This window comes from Streptomyces sp. NBC_00091 (assembly GCF_026343185.1).
In the GTDB taxonomy this organism is placed as follows: Bacteria; Actinomycetota; Actinomycetes; order Streptomycetales; family Streptomycetaceae; genus Streptomyces.
Genome location: NZ_JAPEMA010000004.1, coordinates 13880 through 32613 on the forward strand (window position 1 = coordinate 13880; position 18734 = coordinate 32613).

Sequence of the window (18734 nt, forward strand, 5' to 3'; positions counted from 1 at the left end):
GCTCAGGCCTCCGCCGTCTTCTCGGTCGAGGGGTGTTCGAACTTGGTGGTGCGCTGCATGCCCGCGGCCCGGCCCTTGCCGGCGATGACCAGGGCCATCTTGCGGCTGGCCTCGTCGATCATCTCGTCGCCGAGCATCGCGGAGCCCTTCTTGCCGCCGGCCTCCGAGGTGCACCAGTCGTAGGCGTCGAGGATCAGCTCGGAGTGGTCGTAGTCCTCCTGCGAGGGGGAGAAGACCTCGTTGGCCGCGTCGACCTGGCCCGGGTGCAGCACCCACTTGCCGTCGAAGCCGAGGGCCGCGGCGCGCCCGGCGACCTCGCGGTAGGCGTCCACGTCGCGGATCTGGAGGAAGGGGCCGTCGATCGCCTGGAGGTTGTGCATGCGGGCCGCCATCAGGATCCGCATCAGGATGTAGTGGTAGGCGTCCGCCGGGTAGCCGGGCGGCTGCATGCCCACGACCAGGGACTTCATGTTGATCGAGGCCATGAAGTCGGCCGGGCCGAAGATGATGGTCTCCAGCCGGGGCGAGGCGGCGGCGATCTCGTCGACGTTGACCAGGCCCTTGGCGTTCTCGATCTGCGCCTCGATGCCGATCTTGCCGACCTCGAAGCCCATGGTCTTCTCGATCTGGGTCAGCAGGAGGTCCAGGGCCACGACCTGCTGGGCGTCCTGGACCTTCGGCAGCATGATGCAGTCGAGGTTCTGGCCCGCGCCCTCGACGACCGTGATGACATCGCGGTACGTCCAGTGCGTGGTCCAGTCGTTGACGCGCACGACCCGGGTCTTGCCCGTCCAGTCGCCGTTGTTCAGCGCGTCCACGATCGTGTGGCGGGCGCCTTCCTTGGCGAGCGGGGCGCAGGCGTCCTCCAGGTCCAGGAAGACCTGGTCGGCCGGCAGACCCTGGGCCTTCTCCAGGAACCGCGGGTTCGAGCCCGGCACCGCGAGGCAGGAGCGGCGCGGCCGGAGCCGGTTGACCGGGGAAGAGGGCGTGGTCATGCGGGGACCTCCGTGCTTTCAGCGATGTTGAGAGGGTGGAGCTTGTTGGCCTTGCGGATCTCGTCGACGATACGGCCGATGATCTCCGTGATGCCGAAGTCCTTGGGGGTGAACACGGCGGCCACCCCGGCGGCCTTCAGCGTCACTGCGTCGGCGTTGGGAATGATGCCTCCGACGATGACGGGGATGTCGCCCGCCCCCGCCGTGCGCAGGCGTTCCAGGACGTCCGGGACGAGCGCGCAGTGCGAACCGGACAGGATGGACAGTCCCACGCAGTGCACGTCCTCGGCCAGAGCCGCGGAGGAGATCTCCTCGGGTGTCAGCCGGATGCCCTGGTAGACCACCTCGAAGCCGGCGTCGCGGGCGCGGACGGCGATCTGCTCGGCACCGTTGGAGTGCCCGTCCAGGCCCGGCTTGCCGACCAGCAGGCGCAGCCGGCCGGAGCCCAGCTCGTCCGCCGTGCGGGCGACCTTCTCGCGGACCAGGGCCATCGGCGTGCCCTCCTCGGCGGTGACCGCGACCGGGGCCGAGGAGACCCCGGTCGGGGCGCGGAACTCGCCGAAGACCTCGCGCAGCGCGCTCGACCACTCGCCGGTGGTGACACCGGCCCGGGCGCACTCCAGGGTGGCCTCCATCAGGTTCTCGGTCCCGGCCGCGGCCTCCTTGAGGCGCTCCAGGGCCTGCTGGGTGGTGGGGAAGACGAAGGGATCGCCGTTCCCCTGCCGTTCCGAGGACTCCTGCCGCTCGGCCCGCCAGCGGCCGATGCGCTCGACGGTGAGCGCCTCCACCGCGGCGTCGACGGTCATGATGGCGCCGTCGAGGTCGGCGGTGAGCGGGTTCTCCTCCGTCTGCTGGAAGCAGTTCACCCCGACGATCTTGTCCTCGCCGGACTCGATCCGGGCACGGCGCTCGGCGTGCGAGGAGACCAGCTGGGACTTCAGGTAGCCGGACTCGACGGCGGCCATCGCGCCGCCCATCTCCTGGATCCGGTCGATCTCGGCCAGGCAGTCGGCGACCAGGGAGTCGACCTTGGCCTCGATGACGTGGGATCCGGCGAAGATGTCCTCGTACTCCAGCAGGTCGCTCTCGTGGGCGAGGACCTGCTGGATGCGCAGCGACCACTGCTGGTCCCAGGGCCGGGGCAGACCCAGCGCCTCGTTCCAGGCGGGCAGCTGCACGGCGCGGGCCCGGGCGTCCTTGGAGAGGGTGACGGCCAGCATCTCCAGCACGATCCGCTGGACGTTGTTCTCCGGCTGCGCCTCGGTCAGGCCGAGGGAGTTGACCTGGACGCCGTAGCGGAAGCGGCGCTGCTTGTCGTTCTCGATGCCGTAGCGTTCGCGCGTGACCTTGTCCCAGATGCGGCCGAAGGCGCGCATCTTGCACATCTCCTCGACGAAGCGGACGCCCGCGTTCACGAAGAAGGAGATACGGGCGACCACCTCACCGAAACGTTCCGGCGGAACCTGGCCCGAGTCGCGCACCGAGTCCAGCACGGCGATCGCGGTGGACATCGCGTACGAGATCTCCTGGACCGGGGTGGCCCCCGCCTCCTGGAGGTGGTACGAGCAGATGTTGATCGGGTTCCACTTCGGGATGTGGCTGACCGTGTACGCGATCATGTCCGTCGTCAGGCGGAGCGAGGGCCCGGGCGGGAAGACGTGCGTCCCGCGCGAGAGGTACTCCTTGACGATGTCGTTCTGGGTGGTGCCCTGGAGCTGGGAGATGTCCGCTCCCTGCTCCTCGGCGGCCACCTGGTAGAGCGCCAGCAGCCACATGGCGGTGGCGTTGATCGTCATCGAGGTGTTCATCTGTTCCAGGGGTATGTCCTGGAACAGCCGCCGCATGTCGCCCAGATGGGAGACCGGGACCCCGACCCGGCCCACCTCGCCGCGGGCGAGGATGTGGTCGGGGTCGTAGCCGGTCTGCGTCGGGAGGTCGAACGCGACCGACAGGCCGGTCTGGCCCTTGGCGAGGTTGCGGCGGTACAGCTCGTTGGACGCCTCGGCCGTGGAGTGGCCGGCGTACGTCCGCATGAGCCACGGACGGTCCTTCTGGCGCTCTGTCATCTCAGGCGATCCTTATGGCCTTTGAGCGGACTCAGACGTTGCGGAAGCGGTTGATCGCGTCGAGGTGCGTCGCGCGCATCTCGTGGTCGCGGACGCCCAGGCCCTCCTCGGGGGCCAGCGCGAGGACGCCGACCTTGCCCTGGTGGAGGTTGCGGTGGACGTCGTACGCCGCCTGGCCGGTCTGCTCCAGGGAGTAGACCTTCGACAGGGTGGGGTGGATCTTGCCCTTGGCGACCAGGCGGTTGGCCTCCCACGCCTCGCGGTAGTTCGCGAAGTGCGAGCCGACGATCTTCTTGAGCGACATCCACAGGTAGCGGTTGTCGTACTCGTGGTTGTAGCCCGAGGTCGAGGCGCAGGTGACGATCGTGCCGCCCTTGCGGGTGACGTACACGGAGGCGCCGAAGGTCTCGCGGCCCGGGTGCTCGAAGACGATGTCCACGTCCTCGCCGCCGGTCAGCTCGCGGATGCGCTTGCCGAAGCGCTTCCACTCCTTGGGGTCCTGGGTGTGCTCGTCCTTCCAGAACTTGTAGCCCTCGGCGCTGCGGTCGATGATCGCGGTCGCGCCCATCTTCCGGCAGATGTCGGCCTTCTGCTCGCTGGAGACGACACAGATCGGGTTGGCCCCGCCGGCCAGCGCGAACTGGGTGGCGTAGGAGCCGAGGCCGCCGCTGGCGCCCCAGATCAGGACGTTGTCGCCCTGCTTCATGCCGGCGCCGTTGCGGGAGACCAGCTGGCGGTACGCGGTGGAGTTGACCAGACCGGGGGAGGCGGCCTCCTCCCAGCTGAGGTGGCCGGGCTTGGGCATCAGCTGGTTGGACTTGACGAGGGCGATCTCCGCCAGGCCGCCGAAGTTGGTCTCGAAGCCCCAGATGCGCTGCTCGGGGTCGAGCATCGTGTCGTTGTGGCCGTCGGAGGACTCCAGTTCGACCGACAGGCAGTGCGCGACGACCTCGTCGCCCGGCTTCCAGGAGTTGACGCCGGGGCCGGTGCGCAGCACGACGCCCGCGAGGTCGGAGCCGATGATGTGGTACGGGAGGTCGTGGCGCTTGGTGAGCTCCGACAGGCGCCCGTAGCGCTCCAGGAAGCCGAAGGTGGACATCGGCTCGAAGATCGAGGTCCACACCGAGTTGTAGTTGACCGAGGAGGCCATGACGGCCACCAGGGCCTCGCCCGGGCCGAGCTCCGGAACCGGGACCTGGTCCAGGTGCAGGGACTTGCGCGGGTCCTTCTCGCGGGTGGTGAGCCCCGCGAACATCTCCGTCTCGTCCTTGTGCACGGTGATCGCGCGGTACGAGTCGGGCAGCGGCAGCGCCGCGAAGTCTGCGGCGGTGGCGGACTGCGACTGAATCGCGTCCAGGATGTCCTTCACGGTATAGCCTCCGGCAAGCGCTGATGAGGGTGCGCTGAGGGATGCGCGGGTGCGCGGTACGTGTGTGGTGCTGCGGGTTGCCGTCGGTTCGGCGGAGCGGTGGTGCGGGCGCGCCTGTGGTGGGGCGAGCGGGGCCTGGTGACGCAGGCATCCGGGGCGCGTTCCGTACCGAGTGGGCGTGGGCCGCGGGGACATCCGGACGGGATTCAACGTATGGCACCCCGTGTCACTCGGCAAGGCACTCGGTGCCAGAACTTTCTCTCACTTGCCGATTGACCTGCGCAGATGAGCGATGATCGATCAGAGTTACTAGCGAGTAGGGGCAACTCGGACAAACAAAACGGCCGCCCCCGGAACGGGAGCGGCCGCTGTGACGTCCGTTACTGCCAGTTGTTCTCGAGGACTACTGCTTGTTCTTGAGCGCCTCTTCGATGGTTCGCATGACCTCGTCGAGCGGAGCGTCCGTACGGGCCACCGCGACCAGTACCTCGCCCTCCGTGCGCACCGCCGCCTTCGGGGCCTCGGCAGTGGCCCCCAGCGTGCGGCCGGCGCCGATCCCGGAGCCGAAGGTCTTGCGGACGATGGAGAAGGCGTGGTCCAGCTGCGCCTCCACGTCCCCCTGGCCCCCCGCCCGCAGCCAGCGCCGCAGCACGTGGTTGTGGGCGGTCACCACCGCGGAGGCGGCCACCTCGGCCAGCAGCGGGTCGTCGTTGCCGTCGTGGTGGTCGGTCTCGTCGAAGTGCGCCAGCAGGTAGCGGGTGAAGAGCCGCTCGTAGCGGGCCACCGAGGCGATCTCCCGCTCCCGCAGCGCCGGCACCTCGCGGGTGAGGCGGTAGCGCTCCACCGACACCGCCGGCGAGGCGGCGTACATCTTCATGACTTCCTTGATCCCCCGGCACACCGTGTCGAGCGGGTGCTCGTGCGCCGGGGCCACCTCCAGGACCGCCTCGGCCCGGGTCAGGGTGTCGTCGTGGTCCGGGAAGATCGCCTCTTCCTTGGAGCGGAAGTGCCGGAAGAAGGTCCGGCGAGCCACCCCGGCGGTCGCGGCGATCTCGTCGACCGTCGTGGCCTCGTACCCCTTGGTCGCGAACAGCTCCATGGCCGCGGTGGCCAGCTCGCGGCGCATCTTGAGCCGCTGGGCGGCCGCCCGGGTGCCGGCCGCGCTCTCCTGGGGGTCGGCGGCCGAGGAGGCGCGGGGCGAGGTCTTGGCGGGCTGGGACATAGAGCGAAAGTACTTCATTCGCGCAGGCGCGCGCGCCGGAGGGGGGTGTGAGGGGGGTGGATGCGGGGGAGGGCCCGCACTGGGCTCGGGAGGGTATGTCCGCCGTGAGGGTCCGGCGGACCCGAGCAGCCCTCCCCACGCATCCTGCTCAGGGCCCGTCGGCTTACCGGCGGGCGTACTCACGGAATCCGCGGCCGGTCTTCCGGCCCAGGCAGCCCGCCGCCACCAGGTGCTCCAGCAGCGGGGACGGGGCCAGACCCGGGTCGCGGAACTCCTGGTGGAGGACCTTCTCGATGGCGAGCGACACGTCCAGGCCGACCACGTCGAGGAGCTCGAAGGGCCCCATCGGGTAGCCGCCGCCCAGCTTCATCGCGGCGTCGATGTCGTCGATGCCCGCGTAGTGCTGCTCGACCATCTTGATCGCGTTGTTCAGGTACGGGAACAGCAGCGCGTTCACGATGAAGCCGGCCCGGTCCCCGCAGTCCACCGGGTGCTTGCGCACCTTCGCGCAGACCTCGCGGACCGTGGCGTGCGCGTCGTCGGCCGTCAGGACGGTCCGGACCACCTCGACCAGCTTCATGGCGGGCGCCGGGTTGAAGAAGTGCATGCCGACCACGTCCTGCGGACGCGAGGTGGCCCGCGCGACGGCGATCACCGGCAGCGAGGAGGTGGTGGTGGCCAGCACCGCGCCCGGCTTGCAGACCTTGTCCAGGCCCGCGAAGAGCTGCTGCTTGACCGCCAGGTCCTCGGCGACGGCCTCGACCGCCAGGTCCACGTCGGCGAAGGCCTCCAGCGACCCGGCCGGAGTGATCCGGTCCAGGGTCTGCGCGGCGGCCTCCTCGGTCAGTCGGCCCTTGGACACCGCACGGCCCAGGGACTTCCCGATCGCGGCCTTCGCGGCCTCGGCCTTCTCCTCGCTGCGGGCGGCCAGGACCACGTCGTAGCCGGCCTGCGCGAAGACCTGGGCGATACCGCTCGCCATGGTCCCGGAGCCGGCCACGCCGACCGAGGAGACCGGGCGGCCCGCGCCGAGCAGGGACCCGTCCAGCGGGGTCTGCAGGTCCCGGACGGTCACCGGGCTGCCCGGGGCCTCGTACGTGTAGAACCCGCGGCCGGCCTTCTGGCCGGTCAGGCCGGCCTCGACGAGCTGGCCCAGGATCGGGGCCGGGGCGTGCAGCCGGTCGCCCGAGGAGGCGTACATGGCCTCCAGCACGGTGCGCGCGGTGTCCACGCCGACCAGGTCGAGCAGGGCCAGCGGGCCCATCGGCAGGCCGCAGCCGAGCTTCATCGCCGCGTCGATGTCCTCGCGGGAGGCGTACTTGGCCTCGTACATCGCGGCGGCCTGGTTGAGGTAGCCGAAGAGCAGGCCGTCGGCGACGAAGCCGGGCCGGTCGCCGACCGCGACGGGCTGCTTGCCGAGCTCCCGCGCCAGCCCGGTGACCGCCTCGACGGCGGTCGGCGCGGTCAGCACGCTGGAGACGATCTCGACGAGCTTCATCGCCGGAGCCGGGTTGAAGAAGTGCATGCCCAGGACCCGCTCGGGGTGCAGGGACTCGGCGGCGAGCCGGGTCACCGAGAGGGCGTTGGTCCCGGTGGCCAGGACGGCGTCGGGCCGGACGATCGCGTCGAGCTCGCCGAGGACCCGGTGCTTGAGCTCGTAGTCCTCCGGCACCACCTCGATGACGAGGTCGGCCTCGGCGGCGGCGCCGAGGTCGGTGAAGGTGCGGAAGCGGGCGAGGACCGCCTCGCGCTCCTCCTCGGTGAGCTTGTACTTGGCGACCGAGCGGGCCGTGGCGGCCGCGAGGGCCCCGGCGGCCCGGCGGGTGGCGGCCTCGCTGATGTCGATGCCGATCACCTCGCGGCCGGCCCGGGCGAGGACCTCGGCGATGCCGGTGCCCATCGTGCCGAGGCCGACGACGGCGATGGTGCGCAGGGAGGAGGACTGACTGGACGTGGACGGAAGGTCCATCGCGGGACTCCAGTGGATGAGGGTGACGACTGAGGGGAGCGCGCGCCGCACAGCGCGCGGATGCCGTACGGAAGAGGAGAGCCGTGCGGAAGGAGGCCCGCGGACGCGCCCGGAGAGGGAGCGGGGCGCGGCGGGCGGAAACGGCGGAACCCTGTCCCGGGGTCCTGCCGTACGGGTGAAGAAACGAACCGACTGGCACGGGGCGGCTGCGTCACCAGGCCGTCCCCGTACGTGTTGGAGCGACAGTAACCCGGCAGTAACTGGTCCGCCAGAGCCCGGAGATGTGACCTGTACCGCCCAAATGTACCGATCATCGATCATCGATCAACGAGCTCCGGAGAACCCCGCGTGCCGGGCGCCGCCGCCCCCTAGGGTGGCGGCGTGAACGACGTGCTGGAGCGCCTGCGGGCGGAGGCGGACGGATCGGCCGAGTACACGGCGCTGCTCGCGGCGGAGCCGGACGCGCTGGCCGCCTCCCTGACATCGGCCGGGCTGCCCCTGTGGGCCCGCGAACTGGCCGCCTACCGGCTGGGGATGGCGGGGGACCGGCGGGCCTTCGAGCCCCTGGTCCTGCTGCTCAACCACCGGGACCCGGCCCGCTGCGAGGCGGCCGCCCAGGCGCTCGGCGTCCTGGGGGACCCGCGCACCGCCCGCGCGGCGGCGGCCCTGGCGACGAACGACCTGCGCACGGCCTACGCCCTGCACCCGGTCCGGCTGCTGGCCGCGCTGCGGGCGCCCGAGTCGGCCCCGGCCCTGATCAAGACCCTGTCGCGGCTGCTGGCCCCGCACGACCCGTACTGGCGGGTGGCCCTGGCCTGCGTCGAGGGGCTGGGCGCCCTCACCGACGCCCGCGCCCGGGACGTCCTGGTCCGGGCCCAGGCCCACCCCCGGCTGGCGATGGCGGCCACGGACGCCCTGAACCGGCTGATGGCCCGCCACCCGGACGCGTAGGCGGGGCGTCCGGGTGGCAGGGCCTGCGGGTCCCTGTCGGGTCAGGGGCGGGCCGGCTCCGGGACTATGGCGAAGGCTTCGACCTCCAGCAGGAGCGCCGGGTGGAACAGGGCCGAGACCTGCACCGCCGAGGAGGCCGGCAGCCGGTCCGGGGCGATCACCGCGTTCCGGGCCTCCCGGGCCGCCGGCAGGACGTCGGCGATGTCCGTCACGAAGTAGGTCAGCTTCACCACGTCCTCGAAGCCCGCCCCGGCCGCCGCCAGGCACCGGCGCAGGTTCTCGAACACCTGCCGGGCCTGGGCGGCGGGATCGCCCTCGCCGACCAGCTCACCCTTCTCGTCGAAGGCGCACTGGCCGGAGACGGCCACGAAACGCCCGGTGCCCCAGACGACGTGGGTGTACCCGGTGCCGGGGAGGACGCCCTCGGGCGCCGCTATGTGGGTGAGGTGGCTGTTGCCGTTGCTGCTGTGCTCGGGTGCGGTCATGGGGACGATCTTGCCCGCTGGGCGTCAGCCCCGGAAGCCCAGCAGACCGTGCAGGGCCGCGCCGCCCGCCGAGGGCGGCACCGCGCGCGTCGCCGCCGACGGCTTCGGGGCCGCCTGCGCCGGGCAGGTCGCGTCCGCCGCCTGACCCGTCCTCAGGTACGCGGACAGCTTCTCGTCGAGGCACTTGTTGCCGCTCAGGGCGATGCCGTGGTTGCCGCCGCCCTCCTCCACCACCAGCGCCGAGCCCGCCAGCTTGTCCCGCATGCTCACCGCGCCCTCGTACGGGGTCGCCGCGTCCTCCGTGGCCTGGAACAGCAGCGCCTTGGGCAGCCGGGTGTTCGTCACGTCCGGGGCCTGGAGCGGTTGCGTCGGCCAGAACGCGCAGGGTGCGTTGTACCAGGCGTTGTTCCAGGTCATGAAGGGCGCCTTGGCGTGCGTGCGCCACATGTCGGCCCGCCACTGGTTCCAGTCCCGCGGCCAGGCCGAGTCCCGGCACTGCACCGCCGTGTACACGCTGTAGCTGTTGTTCGCCGAGGGATCCACCGCGCCGAGCCGTTCGTACGCCGCCACCAGCGGCTTCGGGTCCTGCTTCGCCGAGTAGGCCGCGAAGGCCTCGGCCAGGGACGGCCAGTAGCCGTTGTAGTAGCCGCCCGGCATGTAGGTGTCCTCCAGCTCGGCCGGGCCCACCTTCCCGCCCGCCGGGGCCGCGCGCAGGGCGTCGCGCATCTCGTACCAGCGCGCCTCGACCCGGGCCGGGTCGGTGCCCAGGTGGTAGGTGGAGTCGTACTGGGCCACCCAGGCCAGGAACGCCTTGTGGCGGGCGTCGAAGGCCAGGTCCTGGGAGAGGTTGTCCGCGTACCAGACGCCGCCCGGGTCGACCACGGAGTCCAGCACCAGCCGGTGCACCCGCTCCGGGTGGAGCTTGGCGTACACGGCGCCCAGGTAGGTGCCGTAGGAGTAGCCGAAGTAGCTGAGCCGCTCCGCGCCCAGGGCGGTGCGCAGCACCTCCAGGTCGCGGGCGGCCGAGACGGTGCCGACGTACGGGAGCACGTCCGCGTGCTTCTCCTGGCAGGACACCGCGAAGGAGCGCACCCGCTCCAGGTTGGCCCGCTCGGTCGCCCCGTCGCGCGGCACGGAGTCCGGCCGTACGGGCTTGAAGTGGCCGGCCCCGCAGTCCAGGGCGGGCTCGCTCTTGCCCACGCCCCGGGGGTCGAAGCCGATCACGTCGTACTGCGCGGCCACGTCCTTGGGCAGGGCCGAGGCGATGAACCCCGCCAGGGTGCGGCCGCTGCCGCCCGGGCCGCCGGGGTTGACCAGCAGGGGGCCCTGGGAGGTGGCGGCGGTGTGCGGGACGCGGGTCAGGGCCAGGGAGATCTGCCGCCCGGCGGGCTGCTCGTGGTCCAGCGGGACCTTGAGGGAGGCGCACTGCAGGGTCGGGTAGCGGGGGGTCTTGCAGTCGGCCCAGCGCAGGCCGGCGGCGGCCGGGGCGGGAGCCCCGGCGGGCGCCGCCGGCGCGGCGGTGACGGGACTCGCGAGGGCGGCGGCGACGGTGGTGATCGCCACCAGGACGGCCGCGCCCTTCTTCGAGGGGTGCAGCTTCGAGGGGTGGAGCATGTGGCCTCCCAGCCGAGGGGTCTGGGCGGAATCGTCCCGGAAACCGCGCCGGAAGACCGGGATTGGGCTGCTCATTGGCCCGATGTGATGACCCGTCGGAGGCGTCCGGGTCACGGACGGTACGCGGAACGGGTCACAGCGGCGTCAGCCGCGTCGGTCCGGCGCATGGCGCCGCCCGGGGGTGGCTCACCCCGGGGATGGAACAGACGTGCCCGTGGTCGTGCGGTCGGGAGAACGCCCCGGTGGGCCACCGGCGGTGCTGCGAGTGGCCGTAGTCGCTGCACCGAAGGAGTTGCCCGCCCGTGTCGACGCCCTCCGACCACCCCCGCCGGGAAAACATATCGACGCCCGATTACTCACGAATGGAGTCGAAATGCGCAAATTCCTCAAGTCCTCCCTGGTGGCCGTCGCCGCGATCGTCGTGTGCGGCGCCTCGGCGACCGCCGCCAACGCCGCGGCCCTGGGCGGCGACGGGCTCGGCGGCAGCATCATCGGCAGCGGCAACTCGTACGACTACGACGTGAACTTCGCCACCATCGCCCTGGGCTCCCTCCTCGGCCTCCTTTCCTGAGGGCCGGTCAGGGCGGCAGTCGTTCGTTTCTCCGGCCGGGGGCTCATGCCACCGGCCGGAGCCGTCCCGCGGCGGGTGGCGGATTTGGGTGGCCGCCCCGGAGGTGGTTGGCTTGCGGCGACGAGCGAACACGACTGCTGGAGGAACAGGTATGGCGCAGGTCGAGGCCACCACGGAGCGCATCATCGAGGCCGACGCGGAGACCGTCTTCGACGCGCTGGCGGACTACACCGGCACCCGGAGCAAGCTGCTCCCCGAGCACTTCAGCGAGTACGAGGTGCGCGAGGGCGGCGACGGCGAGGGCACCCTGGTCCACTGGAAGCTCCAGGCCACCAGCAAGCGCGTACGCGACTGCCTGCTCGAGGTCACCGAGCCCACGGACGGCCAGCTCGTGGAGAAGGACCGCAACTCCTCCATGGTCACCACCTGGACCGTCACCCCGGCCGGCGAGGGCCGCGCGCGGGCCGTGGTCAGCACCGTGTGGAACGGCGCGGGCGGCATCGGCGGCTTCTTCGAGCGCACCTTCGCCCCCAAGGGCCTCGGCCGCATCTACGACACCGTCCTCGACAACCTGGCCAAGGAAGTCGGCGTCTGACGGAGCCTGTTGGCCCCCGCGGGCGGGACAACGCCCGGGGACGGCTCACCGGTTCGGGTGGATTTCCCGGCCGCGGCGGGCCGCCCCGCGACGCGCCGCGCACCCCCCGGGACGCGCTGCGGACCCCGCCCCGGCCCCGGGCGTGGCCCCCGGGCCCGGAGGCGGGCGGGCGGCTAGGCCGTCTCTTTCGGATCTTGCCGGTTAAGCCCGCGTCGTCCGGTGCCGTGCATCGCAAGGCGGAGAGGCTCCCGATTACTGGACGTCCTCGGGTGCCTCGACAACGCGGCGAGGTGCGGTGCCGGGCGGCGCGGGTCAGGCAAGATCCGAAAGAGACGGTCTAGGGTGGGCCCTCCGCGACCCGACCCACCGGGGGCCCGATGAAGATCCTCATCTCCGCCGACATGGAAGGCGCGACGGGCGTCACCTGGCCCGCCGACGTGCTCCCCGGAACCCCGCAATGGGAGCGCTGCCGGGGCATGTTCACCTCCGACGTGAACGCCGCCGTACTCGGCTTCTACGACGGCGGCGCCGAGCGGGTCCTGGTCAACGAGGCCCACTGGACCATGCGCAACCTGCTCCTGGAGAAGCTCGACGCCCGCGCCGAGATGCTCACCGGCCGCCACAAGTCCCTCTCCATGGTCGAAGGGGTCCAGCACGGCGACGTCGACGGCATCGCCTTCGTCGGCTACCACACGGGCGCCGGCACCGAGGGGGTCCTCGCCCACACCTACCTCGCCAACTCCATCACCGGGGTCTGGCTCAACGGCCTGCGCGCCAGCGAGGGAGTCCTCAACGCCCACGTGGTCGCCGAGTACGGGGTCCCCGTCATCCTGGTCACCGGCGACGACCTGACCTGCGCCGACGCCGCCGGCTACGCACCGGACGCCCGTACGGTCGCGGTCAAGGACCACGTCTCGCGCTACGCGGCGGTCTGCCGCACCCCGGCCCGTACCGCCGCCGACATCCGCGCCGCCGCCACCGAGGCCGTCAAGCTCGCGGTACGGCACGAGCCGGTGCGGGGCGGGCCCTTCGCGATGGAGGTCGAGTTCGACGCCGAGCACCTGTCGATGGCCGCCACCGTCGTCCCGGGCGTCGAACGTTGCGGAGAGCGCCGGATCGCGTACACCAGCGGGACCATGTACGAGGGGATCCGCACCTTCAAGGCGGTCACGACGGTCGTCTCGGCGGCCGTGGAGGAGCAGTATGGCTGACATGCACCGGCTGGAAGACGTTCCCTGCGGCGCGGGCCACGAAGAGACGGGCCCGGACGCCGGCGGCCTCGACGCCGCCGCCCTCGACGAGGTGGTCGAGTTCACCTCCGGCCTGATCCGCATCGACACCAGCAACCGGGGCGGCGGCGACTGCCGGGAGCGGCCCGCCGCCGAGTACGCCGCCGAGCGCCTGGCCGGGGCCGGCCTCGAGCCGGTGCTGCTGGAGCGCACCCCGGGCCGCACCAATGTGGTGGCCCGCATCGAGGGCACCGACCCCTCCGCCCCCGCCCTCCTCGTCCACGGCCACCTGGACGTGGTCCCCGCCGAGGCCGCCGACTGGAGCGTGGACCCCTTCTCCGGAGAGGTCCGGGACGGGGTGGTCTGGGGCCGCGGGGCGGTCGACATGAAGAACATGGACGCGATGGTGCTGGCCGTCGTACGCGCCTGGGCGCGCCAAGGCGTGCGGCCCCGCCGGGACATCGTCATCGCCTACACCGCCGACGAGGAGGACAGCGCGGTCGACGGGTCCGGCTTCCTCGCCGAGCAGCACCCGCACCTCTTCGAGGGCTGTACGGAGGGCCTGAGCGAATCCGGGGCCTTCACCCTGCACCCCCGGCCGGGCCAGACCCTCTACCCGATCGCCGCCGGCGAACGCGGCACCGCCTGGCTCAAACTGACCGCGCACGGCCGCGCCGGACACGGCTCCAAGCCCAACCGGGCCAACGCCGTCAGCCGCCTCGCCGCCGCCGTCGCCCGGATCGGCGCCTACGAGTGGCCGGCCCGCCTCACCGACACCGTCACCGCCTGCATCACCGAACTCGCCGCCCTCCAGGGCCTGACCGTCGACCCGCGCGCCCCGGGCACCGACCTCGACGGCCTGCTAGGCAAGCTCGGCCCGGCCGCCGCCCTGGTCGAGGCCACCCTCCGCAACAGCTCCAACCCGACCATGCTCAGCGCCGGTTACAAGCTCAACGTCATCCCCGGGCACGCCACCGCCTACGTGGACGGACGGACCGTGCCCGGCGGCGAGGCGGAGTTCACCGCCACCCTCGACGAGCTCACCGGCCCCGACGTGCACTGGGAGTTCGAGCACCGGGAGATGCCCCTCCAGGCCCCGGTCGACGGGCGGACGTTCGGGATCCTGCGCGAGTCCGTCGAGCACTTCGACCCCGACGGACACGTGGTGCCCTTCTGCATGGCGGGCGGCACCGACGCCAAGCAGTTCTCCCGGCTCGGCGTCACCGGCTACGGCTTCTCCCCGCTGAAGCTGCCGCCGGGCTTCGACTACTGGTCCCTCTTCCACGGCGTGGACGAACGGGTCCCGGTCGACGCCCTGCACTTCGGGGTGCGCGTCCTCGACCGCGCGCTGCGGACCCTGTGATGGGAGCCCGGTGATGGCGGCGGCCGGGGCGGGCGGCCCCTACGGCAGCTGGCCCTCGCCGATCGGCGCCGCGCTCGCCGCCGCCCACGACGGGCGGCCCGAGTACGTGGGCACCATCGGCCCCGAGGTGTGGTGGACCGAGCCGCGCCCCGGGGAGGGCGGTCGCCGGACCCTGGTGCGCAGGCCCGCCGGCGGCGGCGCCGCGCGGTCGGTACTGCCCGCCCCGTGGAACGTGCGCAGCCGCCTCACCGAGTACGGGGGCCTGCCCTGGGCGGGCGCCGAACAGCCGGGCCGGGGGCCGGTGGTGGTCTTCGTCCACCACGCCGACCAGCGGCTGTACGCGTACGAGCCCGACGCGCCCGGCAGCCCCGGGCCCCGCCCCCTCACCCCCGTCTCGGCGGTCGGCGGCGGCCTGCGCTGGGCGGACCCGGTGCTGCGCGGCGGCGAAGTCTGGTGCGTGCTCGAGGAGTTCACGGGCCCCGCGCCCACCGACGTACGCCGGGTGGCGGCCGCCGTGCCGCTGGACGGCTCCGCCGCCGGTGACCGGGCGGCCGTGCGGGAGCTGACGGACGACCGCCGCCGCTTCCGCACCGGGCCGAAGCCCTCCCCCGACGGGCGCAGCGCGGCCTGGCTGGTGTGGGACCACCCCCGGATGCCCTGGGACGGCACCGAGCTGGAGCTGGCGGAGCTGACCCCGGACGGCACGCTCGGCCCGCCCCGAACCGTGCTCGGCGGGCCGTCCGAGGCGGTGGCGCAGGTGGCGTGGGCGGCCGACGGGACCCTGCTCGCGGTGAGCGACCGCAGCGGCTGGTGGAACCCGTACCGGGTGGACCCCGACAGCGGGGACGCGGTCAACCTGTGCCCCCGCGAGGAGGAGTTCGGCGGCCCGCTGTGGAAGCCGGGACTCGGCTGGCTGGCCCCGCTGCCGGAAGGGGCGGTGGCCGTGCTGCACGGGCAGGGCTCCTCGGTGCTCGGCGTCCTGGACCCCGACAGCGGCGACCTGGTGGACGCGGCCGGGCCCTGGACGGCCTGGCAGCCGGCCCTCGCCGTGAGCGGCACCCGGGTCTACGGGGTCGCCGCCAGCCCGCGCAGCGCGTACGAGGTCGTCGAACTGGACACCGCGACGGGCCGTGCCCGGGTCGTCGGCGCCCGGGCCGCCGACCCGGTCGACCCGGCGTACTACCCGGAGCCGCAGAGCCGGACCTTCCCCGGCCCCGGCGGCCGGGAGATCCACGCCCACGTCTACCCGCCGCACCACCCCGCCCTGCGGGCACCCGCCGACGAGCTGCCCCCGTACGTGGTGTGGGCGCACGGCGGTCCCACCGACCACGTGCCGCCCGTACTGGACCTGCACATCGCCTACTTCACCTCGCGCGGCATCGGGGTGGTCGAGGTGAACTACGGCGGCTCCACCGGCTACGGCCGCGCCTACCGCGAGCGGCTGCGCGAGCAGTGGGGCGTGGTGGACGTCGAGGACTGCGCGGCCGTCGCCCGGGCCCTGGCCGCCGAGGGCACCGCCGACCCGGACCGGCTCGCGATCCGCGGCGGCAGCGCGGGCGGCTGGACCGCGGCCGCCTCGCTGGCCGCCACCCGCCTGTACGCCTGCGCGGCGATCATCTACCCGGTGCTCGACCTGCGGGGCTTCGCCGCCGAGACCCACGACCTGGAGTCGCACTACGTCGACGGCCTGGCCGGAGCGCCCCAGACCCTGGCCCTGCGCTGCCGCGAACGCTCCCCGGTGGCCCGTGCCGACCGGATCGCCGCCCCCTTCGTCCTGCTCCAGGGCCTGGACGACCCCGTCTGCCCGCCCGCGCAGGCCGAACGGCTGCTGGCCGCCCTGCGCGGCCGCGAGCCGGCGGTCCCGCACGCGTACGTCACCTTCGAGGGCGAGGGCCACGGCTTCCGGCGCGCCGAGACGATGGTCCGCGCCCTGGAGGCGGAACTCTCCCTGTACGCCCAGGTCTTCGGCTTCGAACGGGACGACGTCCCGCGTCTGCCCCTGCACGGCTGACCCCCGCGCGGCAGCCCCGCCGGCCCGCCCCGCCGGGCGGGGAGGCTACGCCGTGTGCAGCCAGACGCGCAGCGGGCCGAGCGGGCCGAAACCGGCCCGGACCGCCGCCGCGAGGTCGTCCCCGGCCTCGTACCCGACGACCGGCAGGCCCGGCCAGCGCGCCCCGACGGCGGCCAGTACGGCCGCCCAGGCCTCGTCGGTGTCGGCGTCGTCCACGGCGAACAGGTTGGACACGCCCACGACCCCGCCGCCCGTGCTCGCCACGGCGCCCGCGACGATCACCCCCTCGGCGTCACGGCCGGCCAGGAAGACGATGCCCTCGGTCAGCAGCCCGGGGTGGAACAGCCCGGTGCTCTCCTCGCCGTCCCAGGCGGCCTCCCAGGCCGACAGTTCCCCGGTGCTCTCGACCTCGGACCACTCCAGGCGGCCGTCCGTCGCCCCGGCGGGCGCGGCGGCCCCGGCCGGACGGTGGATCCACTGCGCCTCGAACAGCACTCGGAAGCCGGCCGGGGTCAGGTCGAGGGCGGCGAAGCTGTCCTTCACCGAGCAGCCCGGGGAGACCGTGTCGATCCGGCCGAGCACCTCGGCGGCCGAGGCCTCCGGGGTCAGGGTGACGGCGTCCGGATACAGCGGCGGGGTCCGTCGCGGGCTGCTCCAGACGGAGCCGGAGAAGGCGTGGCGGCGGCAGACGTCGGCGCACCACTCGGCGTTGTTGCGCGCCGCCGCGAGCAGGAGTGCGGAAGTGTCGTTGGCGAAGGTCACACCGGGGATGCTGTCATCCCTCCTAACCTGGTGCGATGACTTTTTCCACGTACCTCGCGGAAGGGCCGCGCGTGGGCCTGCGGTCCTTCCGGCTCGCCGACGGACCCGAGTTCACCGCCCGTGTGCGCGAGAGCCGGGAACTGCACCGGCCCTGGCTGTTCCCGCCCGCCACCCTGGAGGAGTACGAGCCCTACGCGGCCCGGCTGACCGAGGGAGACGCGAGGGCCGGATTCCTCGTCTGCGAGCTCGCCACGGGCGCCATCGCCGGGTTCGTCAACGTCAACAACATCGTCCGGGGCGCCTTCCAGTGCGGGGCGCTGGGCTACGGGGCCTTCGCGCACACCACCGGCCGCGGCCTCCTCGGCGAGGGCCTCGACCTGCTCCTGGACCACGCCTTCGCCCCCGCAGCTCCCGGCGGCCTGGGCCTGCACCGCCTGGAGGCGAACGTCCAGCCCGGCAACACCGCCTCGATCGCGCTGGTCCGGGGGCGCGGCTTCCGCTTGGAGGGACTCTCCCCGGAGTTCCTGTACGTCGACGGCGCCTGGCGCGACCACGAGCGCTGGGCCCTCACCGCGGAAATGCCCCGCGCCCGCGGCACCCGTCGCGCAGGATGATTCCATGCGAAACCTCGTACTCCTCGACGCCCCCTCCAACCTGGGCCTGCGCCCGCCGGCCCCCGGGACCGTCCCCGGGGTGTACAAACTGGCCGGCGCCCTGCGCGAACAGGGCCTGCTGCACCGGCTCGGCGCCCGCGAGGGCGGGGTCGTCGTCCCGCCGCGCTACGACCGGGGCGACTGGAAGGAGGGCGACGGGGTCTTCCACGCCGAGGCCATCGCCGCGTACACCGTGACCCTCGCCGACCGGATCGAGCGGCACCTGCGGGCGGGGGAGTTCCCCGTCGTCCTCGGCGGGGACTGCTCCATCCAGCTCGGCGCCGCCCTCGCGATGCGCCGGCTCGGCCGCTACGGGCTCGCCGCCATCGACGGCTCCGCCGACTTCCGCCACCCCGGCAACGAGGCCGTCAACGGGCCCGTCGGCGCCGCCGGCGGCGAGGAACTCGCCCTGTCCACCGGGCGCGGCCAGAGCGGCCTCACCGACCTGGAGGGGCTGCGCCCCTACCTGCGGGAGGAGGACGTACGCCTCTTCGGGCTGCGCGACGGCGACGCGGACCTCCCGGAGCTGCACGCCGCGGGCATCGCGGCCCACACCGTCGGGGAGATCCGAGAGCGCGGCGCCGGCGCGGTGGCGCGGGAGGCGCTGGACGGACTGCACCCGCCGCAGACGGCCGGCTTCTGGATCCACCTCGACGCCGACGTCCTCGACCCGTCCGTCATGCCCGCCGTGGACAGCCCCGACCCCGGCGGGCTGTTCCCCGCCGAACTCGCCGCCCTGCTCGAGGTACTGGCCGGCTCGCCCCGCTGCGTCGGCCTCAACGTGACCATCTACGACCCGGATCTGGATCCGGACGCGCGTGCGGGCGCGCTCCTCGCCGACCTGGTCGCGGGTGCCTTTGCGTAATCCTGACCGGTGGT

At 73.0% G+C, this 18734-nt stretch carries 16 protein-coding genes; 8 read left to right on the forward strand and 8 right to left on the reverse strand.

Annotation, left to right across the window (positions count from 1 at the left end; all coding sequences use genetic code 11):
• Nucleotides 1-2: 2 nt before the first annotated feature.
• From OOK34_RS33165 to OOK34_RS33185, 5 genes are all read right to left on the reverse strand, one after another.
• Nucleotides 3-995 carry a CoA ester lyase gene (locus OOK34_RS33165; RefSeq protein WP_267037874.1) on the reverse strand — a complete coding sequence of 331 codons (993 nt, stop codon included), beginning with the start codon at nt 993-995 and terminating at the stop codon, nt 3-5.
• Nucleotides 992-3061 (reverse strand): protein meaA, encoded by a 2070-nt coding sequence (locus OOK34_RS33170; RefSeq protein ID WP_267037875.1) that lies wholly within the window; start codon nt 3059-3061, stop codon nt 992-994. Before OOK34_RS33170 ends, OOK34_RS33165 begins: the two co-directional genes overlap by 4 nt.
• Nucleotides 3062-3092: 31 nt before the next feature.
• Nucleotides 3093-4430, reverse strand: a complete 1338-nt coding sequence (gene ccrA, locus OOK34_RS33175; protein ID WP_267037876.1) for a crotonyl-CoA carboxylase/reductase — start codon at nt 4428-4430, stop codon at nt 3093-3095.
• A 403-nt stretch (nt 4431-4833) separates the two neighbouring features.
• Complete coding sequence (locus tag OOK34_RS33180; protein ID WP_267037877.1) at nt 4834-5652, reverse strand: TetR family transcriptional regulator; 819 nt, start codon at nt 5650-5652, stop codon at nt 4834-4836.
• 163 nt (nt 5653-5815) lie between these two features.
• Nucleotides 5816-7621, reverse strand: a complete 1806-nt coding sequence (locus OOK34_RS33185) for a 3-hydroxyacyl-CoA dehydrogenase family protein (protein ID WP_267037878.1) — start codon at nt 7619-7621, stop codon at nt 5816-5818.
• Between the two features lie 381 nt (nt 7622-8002).
• Between OOK34_RS33185 and OOK34_RS33190 the strand changes: the two genes are divergently transcribed.
• On the forward strand, nt 8003-8572 hold the full coding sequence (locus OOK34_RS33190; RefSeq protein WP_267037879.1) for a HEAT repeat domain-containing protein: 570 nt from the start codon (nt 8003-8005) through the stop codon (nt 8570-8572).
• Nucleotides 8573-8613: 41 nt separating this feature from the next.
• Here the strand turns inward: OOK34_RS33190 and OOK34_RS33195 are convergent, their stop codons facing one another.
• Together OOK34_RS33195 and OOK34_RS33200 are read right to left on the reverse strand one after the other, a co-directional pair.
• On the reverse strand, nt 8614-9057 hold the full coding sequence (locus tag OOK34_RS33195; protein ID WP_267037880.1) for a RidA family protein: 444 nt from the start codon (nt 9055-9057) through the stop codon (nt 8614-8616).
• A gap of 24 nt (nt 9058-9081) precedes the next feature.
• On the reverse strand, nt 9082-10671 hold the full coding sequence (locus OOK34_RS33200; protein ID WP_267037881.1) for an alpha/beta hydrolase: 1590 nt from the start codon (nt 10669-10671) through the stop codon (nt 9082-9084).
• Between the two features lie 373 nt (nt 10672-11044).
• Between OOK34_RS33200 and OOK34_RS33205 the strand changes: the two genes are divergently transcribed.
• From OOK34_RS33205 to OOK34_RS33225, 5 genes are all read left to right on the forward strand, one after another.
• Entirely contained in the window at nt 11045-11242 is a 198-nt protein-coding gene (locus OOK34_RS33205; RefSeq protein WP_267037882.1) for a hypothetical protein, read from the forward strand.
• Nucleotides 11243-11393: 151 nt separating this feature from the next.
• Complete coding sequence (locus OOK34_RS33210) at nt 11394-11837, forward strand: SRPBCC family protein (protein WP_267037883.1); 444 nt, start codon at nt 11394-11396, stop codon at nt 11835-11837.
• A gap of 377 nt (nt 11838-12214) precedes the next feature.
• A complete protein-coding gene (locus OOK34_RS33215; RefSeq protein WP_267037884.1) occupies nt 12215-13048 on the forward strand; it encodes a M55 family metallopeptidase in 834 nt (277 codons plus the stop codon).
• Between the two features lies 1 nt (nt 13049).
• Complete coding sequence (locus OOK34_RS33220) at nt 13050-14429, forward strand: M20/M25/M40 family metallo-hydrolase (RefSeq protein ID WP_267038218.1); 1380 nt, start codon at nt 13050-13052, stop codon at nt 14427-14429.
• 13 nt (nt 14430-14442) lie between these two features.
• Nucleotides 14443-16440: a prolyl oligopeptidase family serine peptidase gene (locus OOK34_RS33225; RefSeq protein ID WP_267037885.1), complete on the forward strand. Its 1998-nt coding sequence runs from the start codon at nt 14443-14445 to the stop codon at nt 16438-16440.
• A 45-nt stretch (nt 16441-16485) separates the two neighbouring features.
• Here OOK34_RS33225 and OOK34_RS33230 read toward each other — a convergent pair whose 3' ends face one another.
• Nucleotides 16486-17202, reverse strand: coding sequence for a hypothetical protein (locus OOK34_RS33230; protein WP_267037886.1), 717 nt, complete (start codon nt 17200-17202; stop codon nt 16486-16488).
• Between the two features lie 35 nt (nt 17203-17237).
• On the opposite strand from OOK34_RS33230, the gene OOK34_RS33235 reads away from it, so the two are divergent.
• Entirely contained in the window at nt 17238-17816 is a 579-nt protein-coding gene (locus tag OOK34_RS33235; protein WP_267037887.1) for a GNAT family N-acetyltransferase, read from the forward strand.
• A 4-nt stretch (nt 17817-17820) separates the two neighbouring features.
• On the forward strand, nt 17821-18720 hold the full coding sequence (locus tag OOK34_RS33240) for an arginase family protein (RefSeq protein ID WP_267037888.1): 900 nt from the start codon (nt 17821-17823) through the stop codon (nt 18718-18720).
• The last annotated feature ends 14 nt before the right edge of the window (nt 18721-18734 follow it).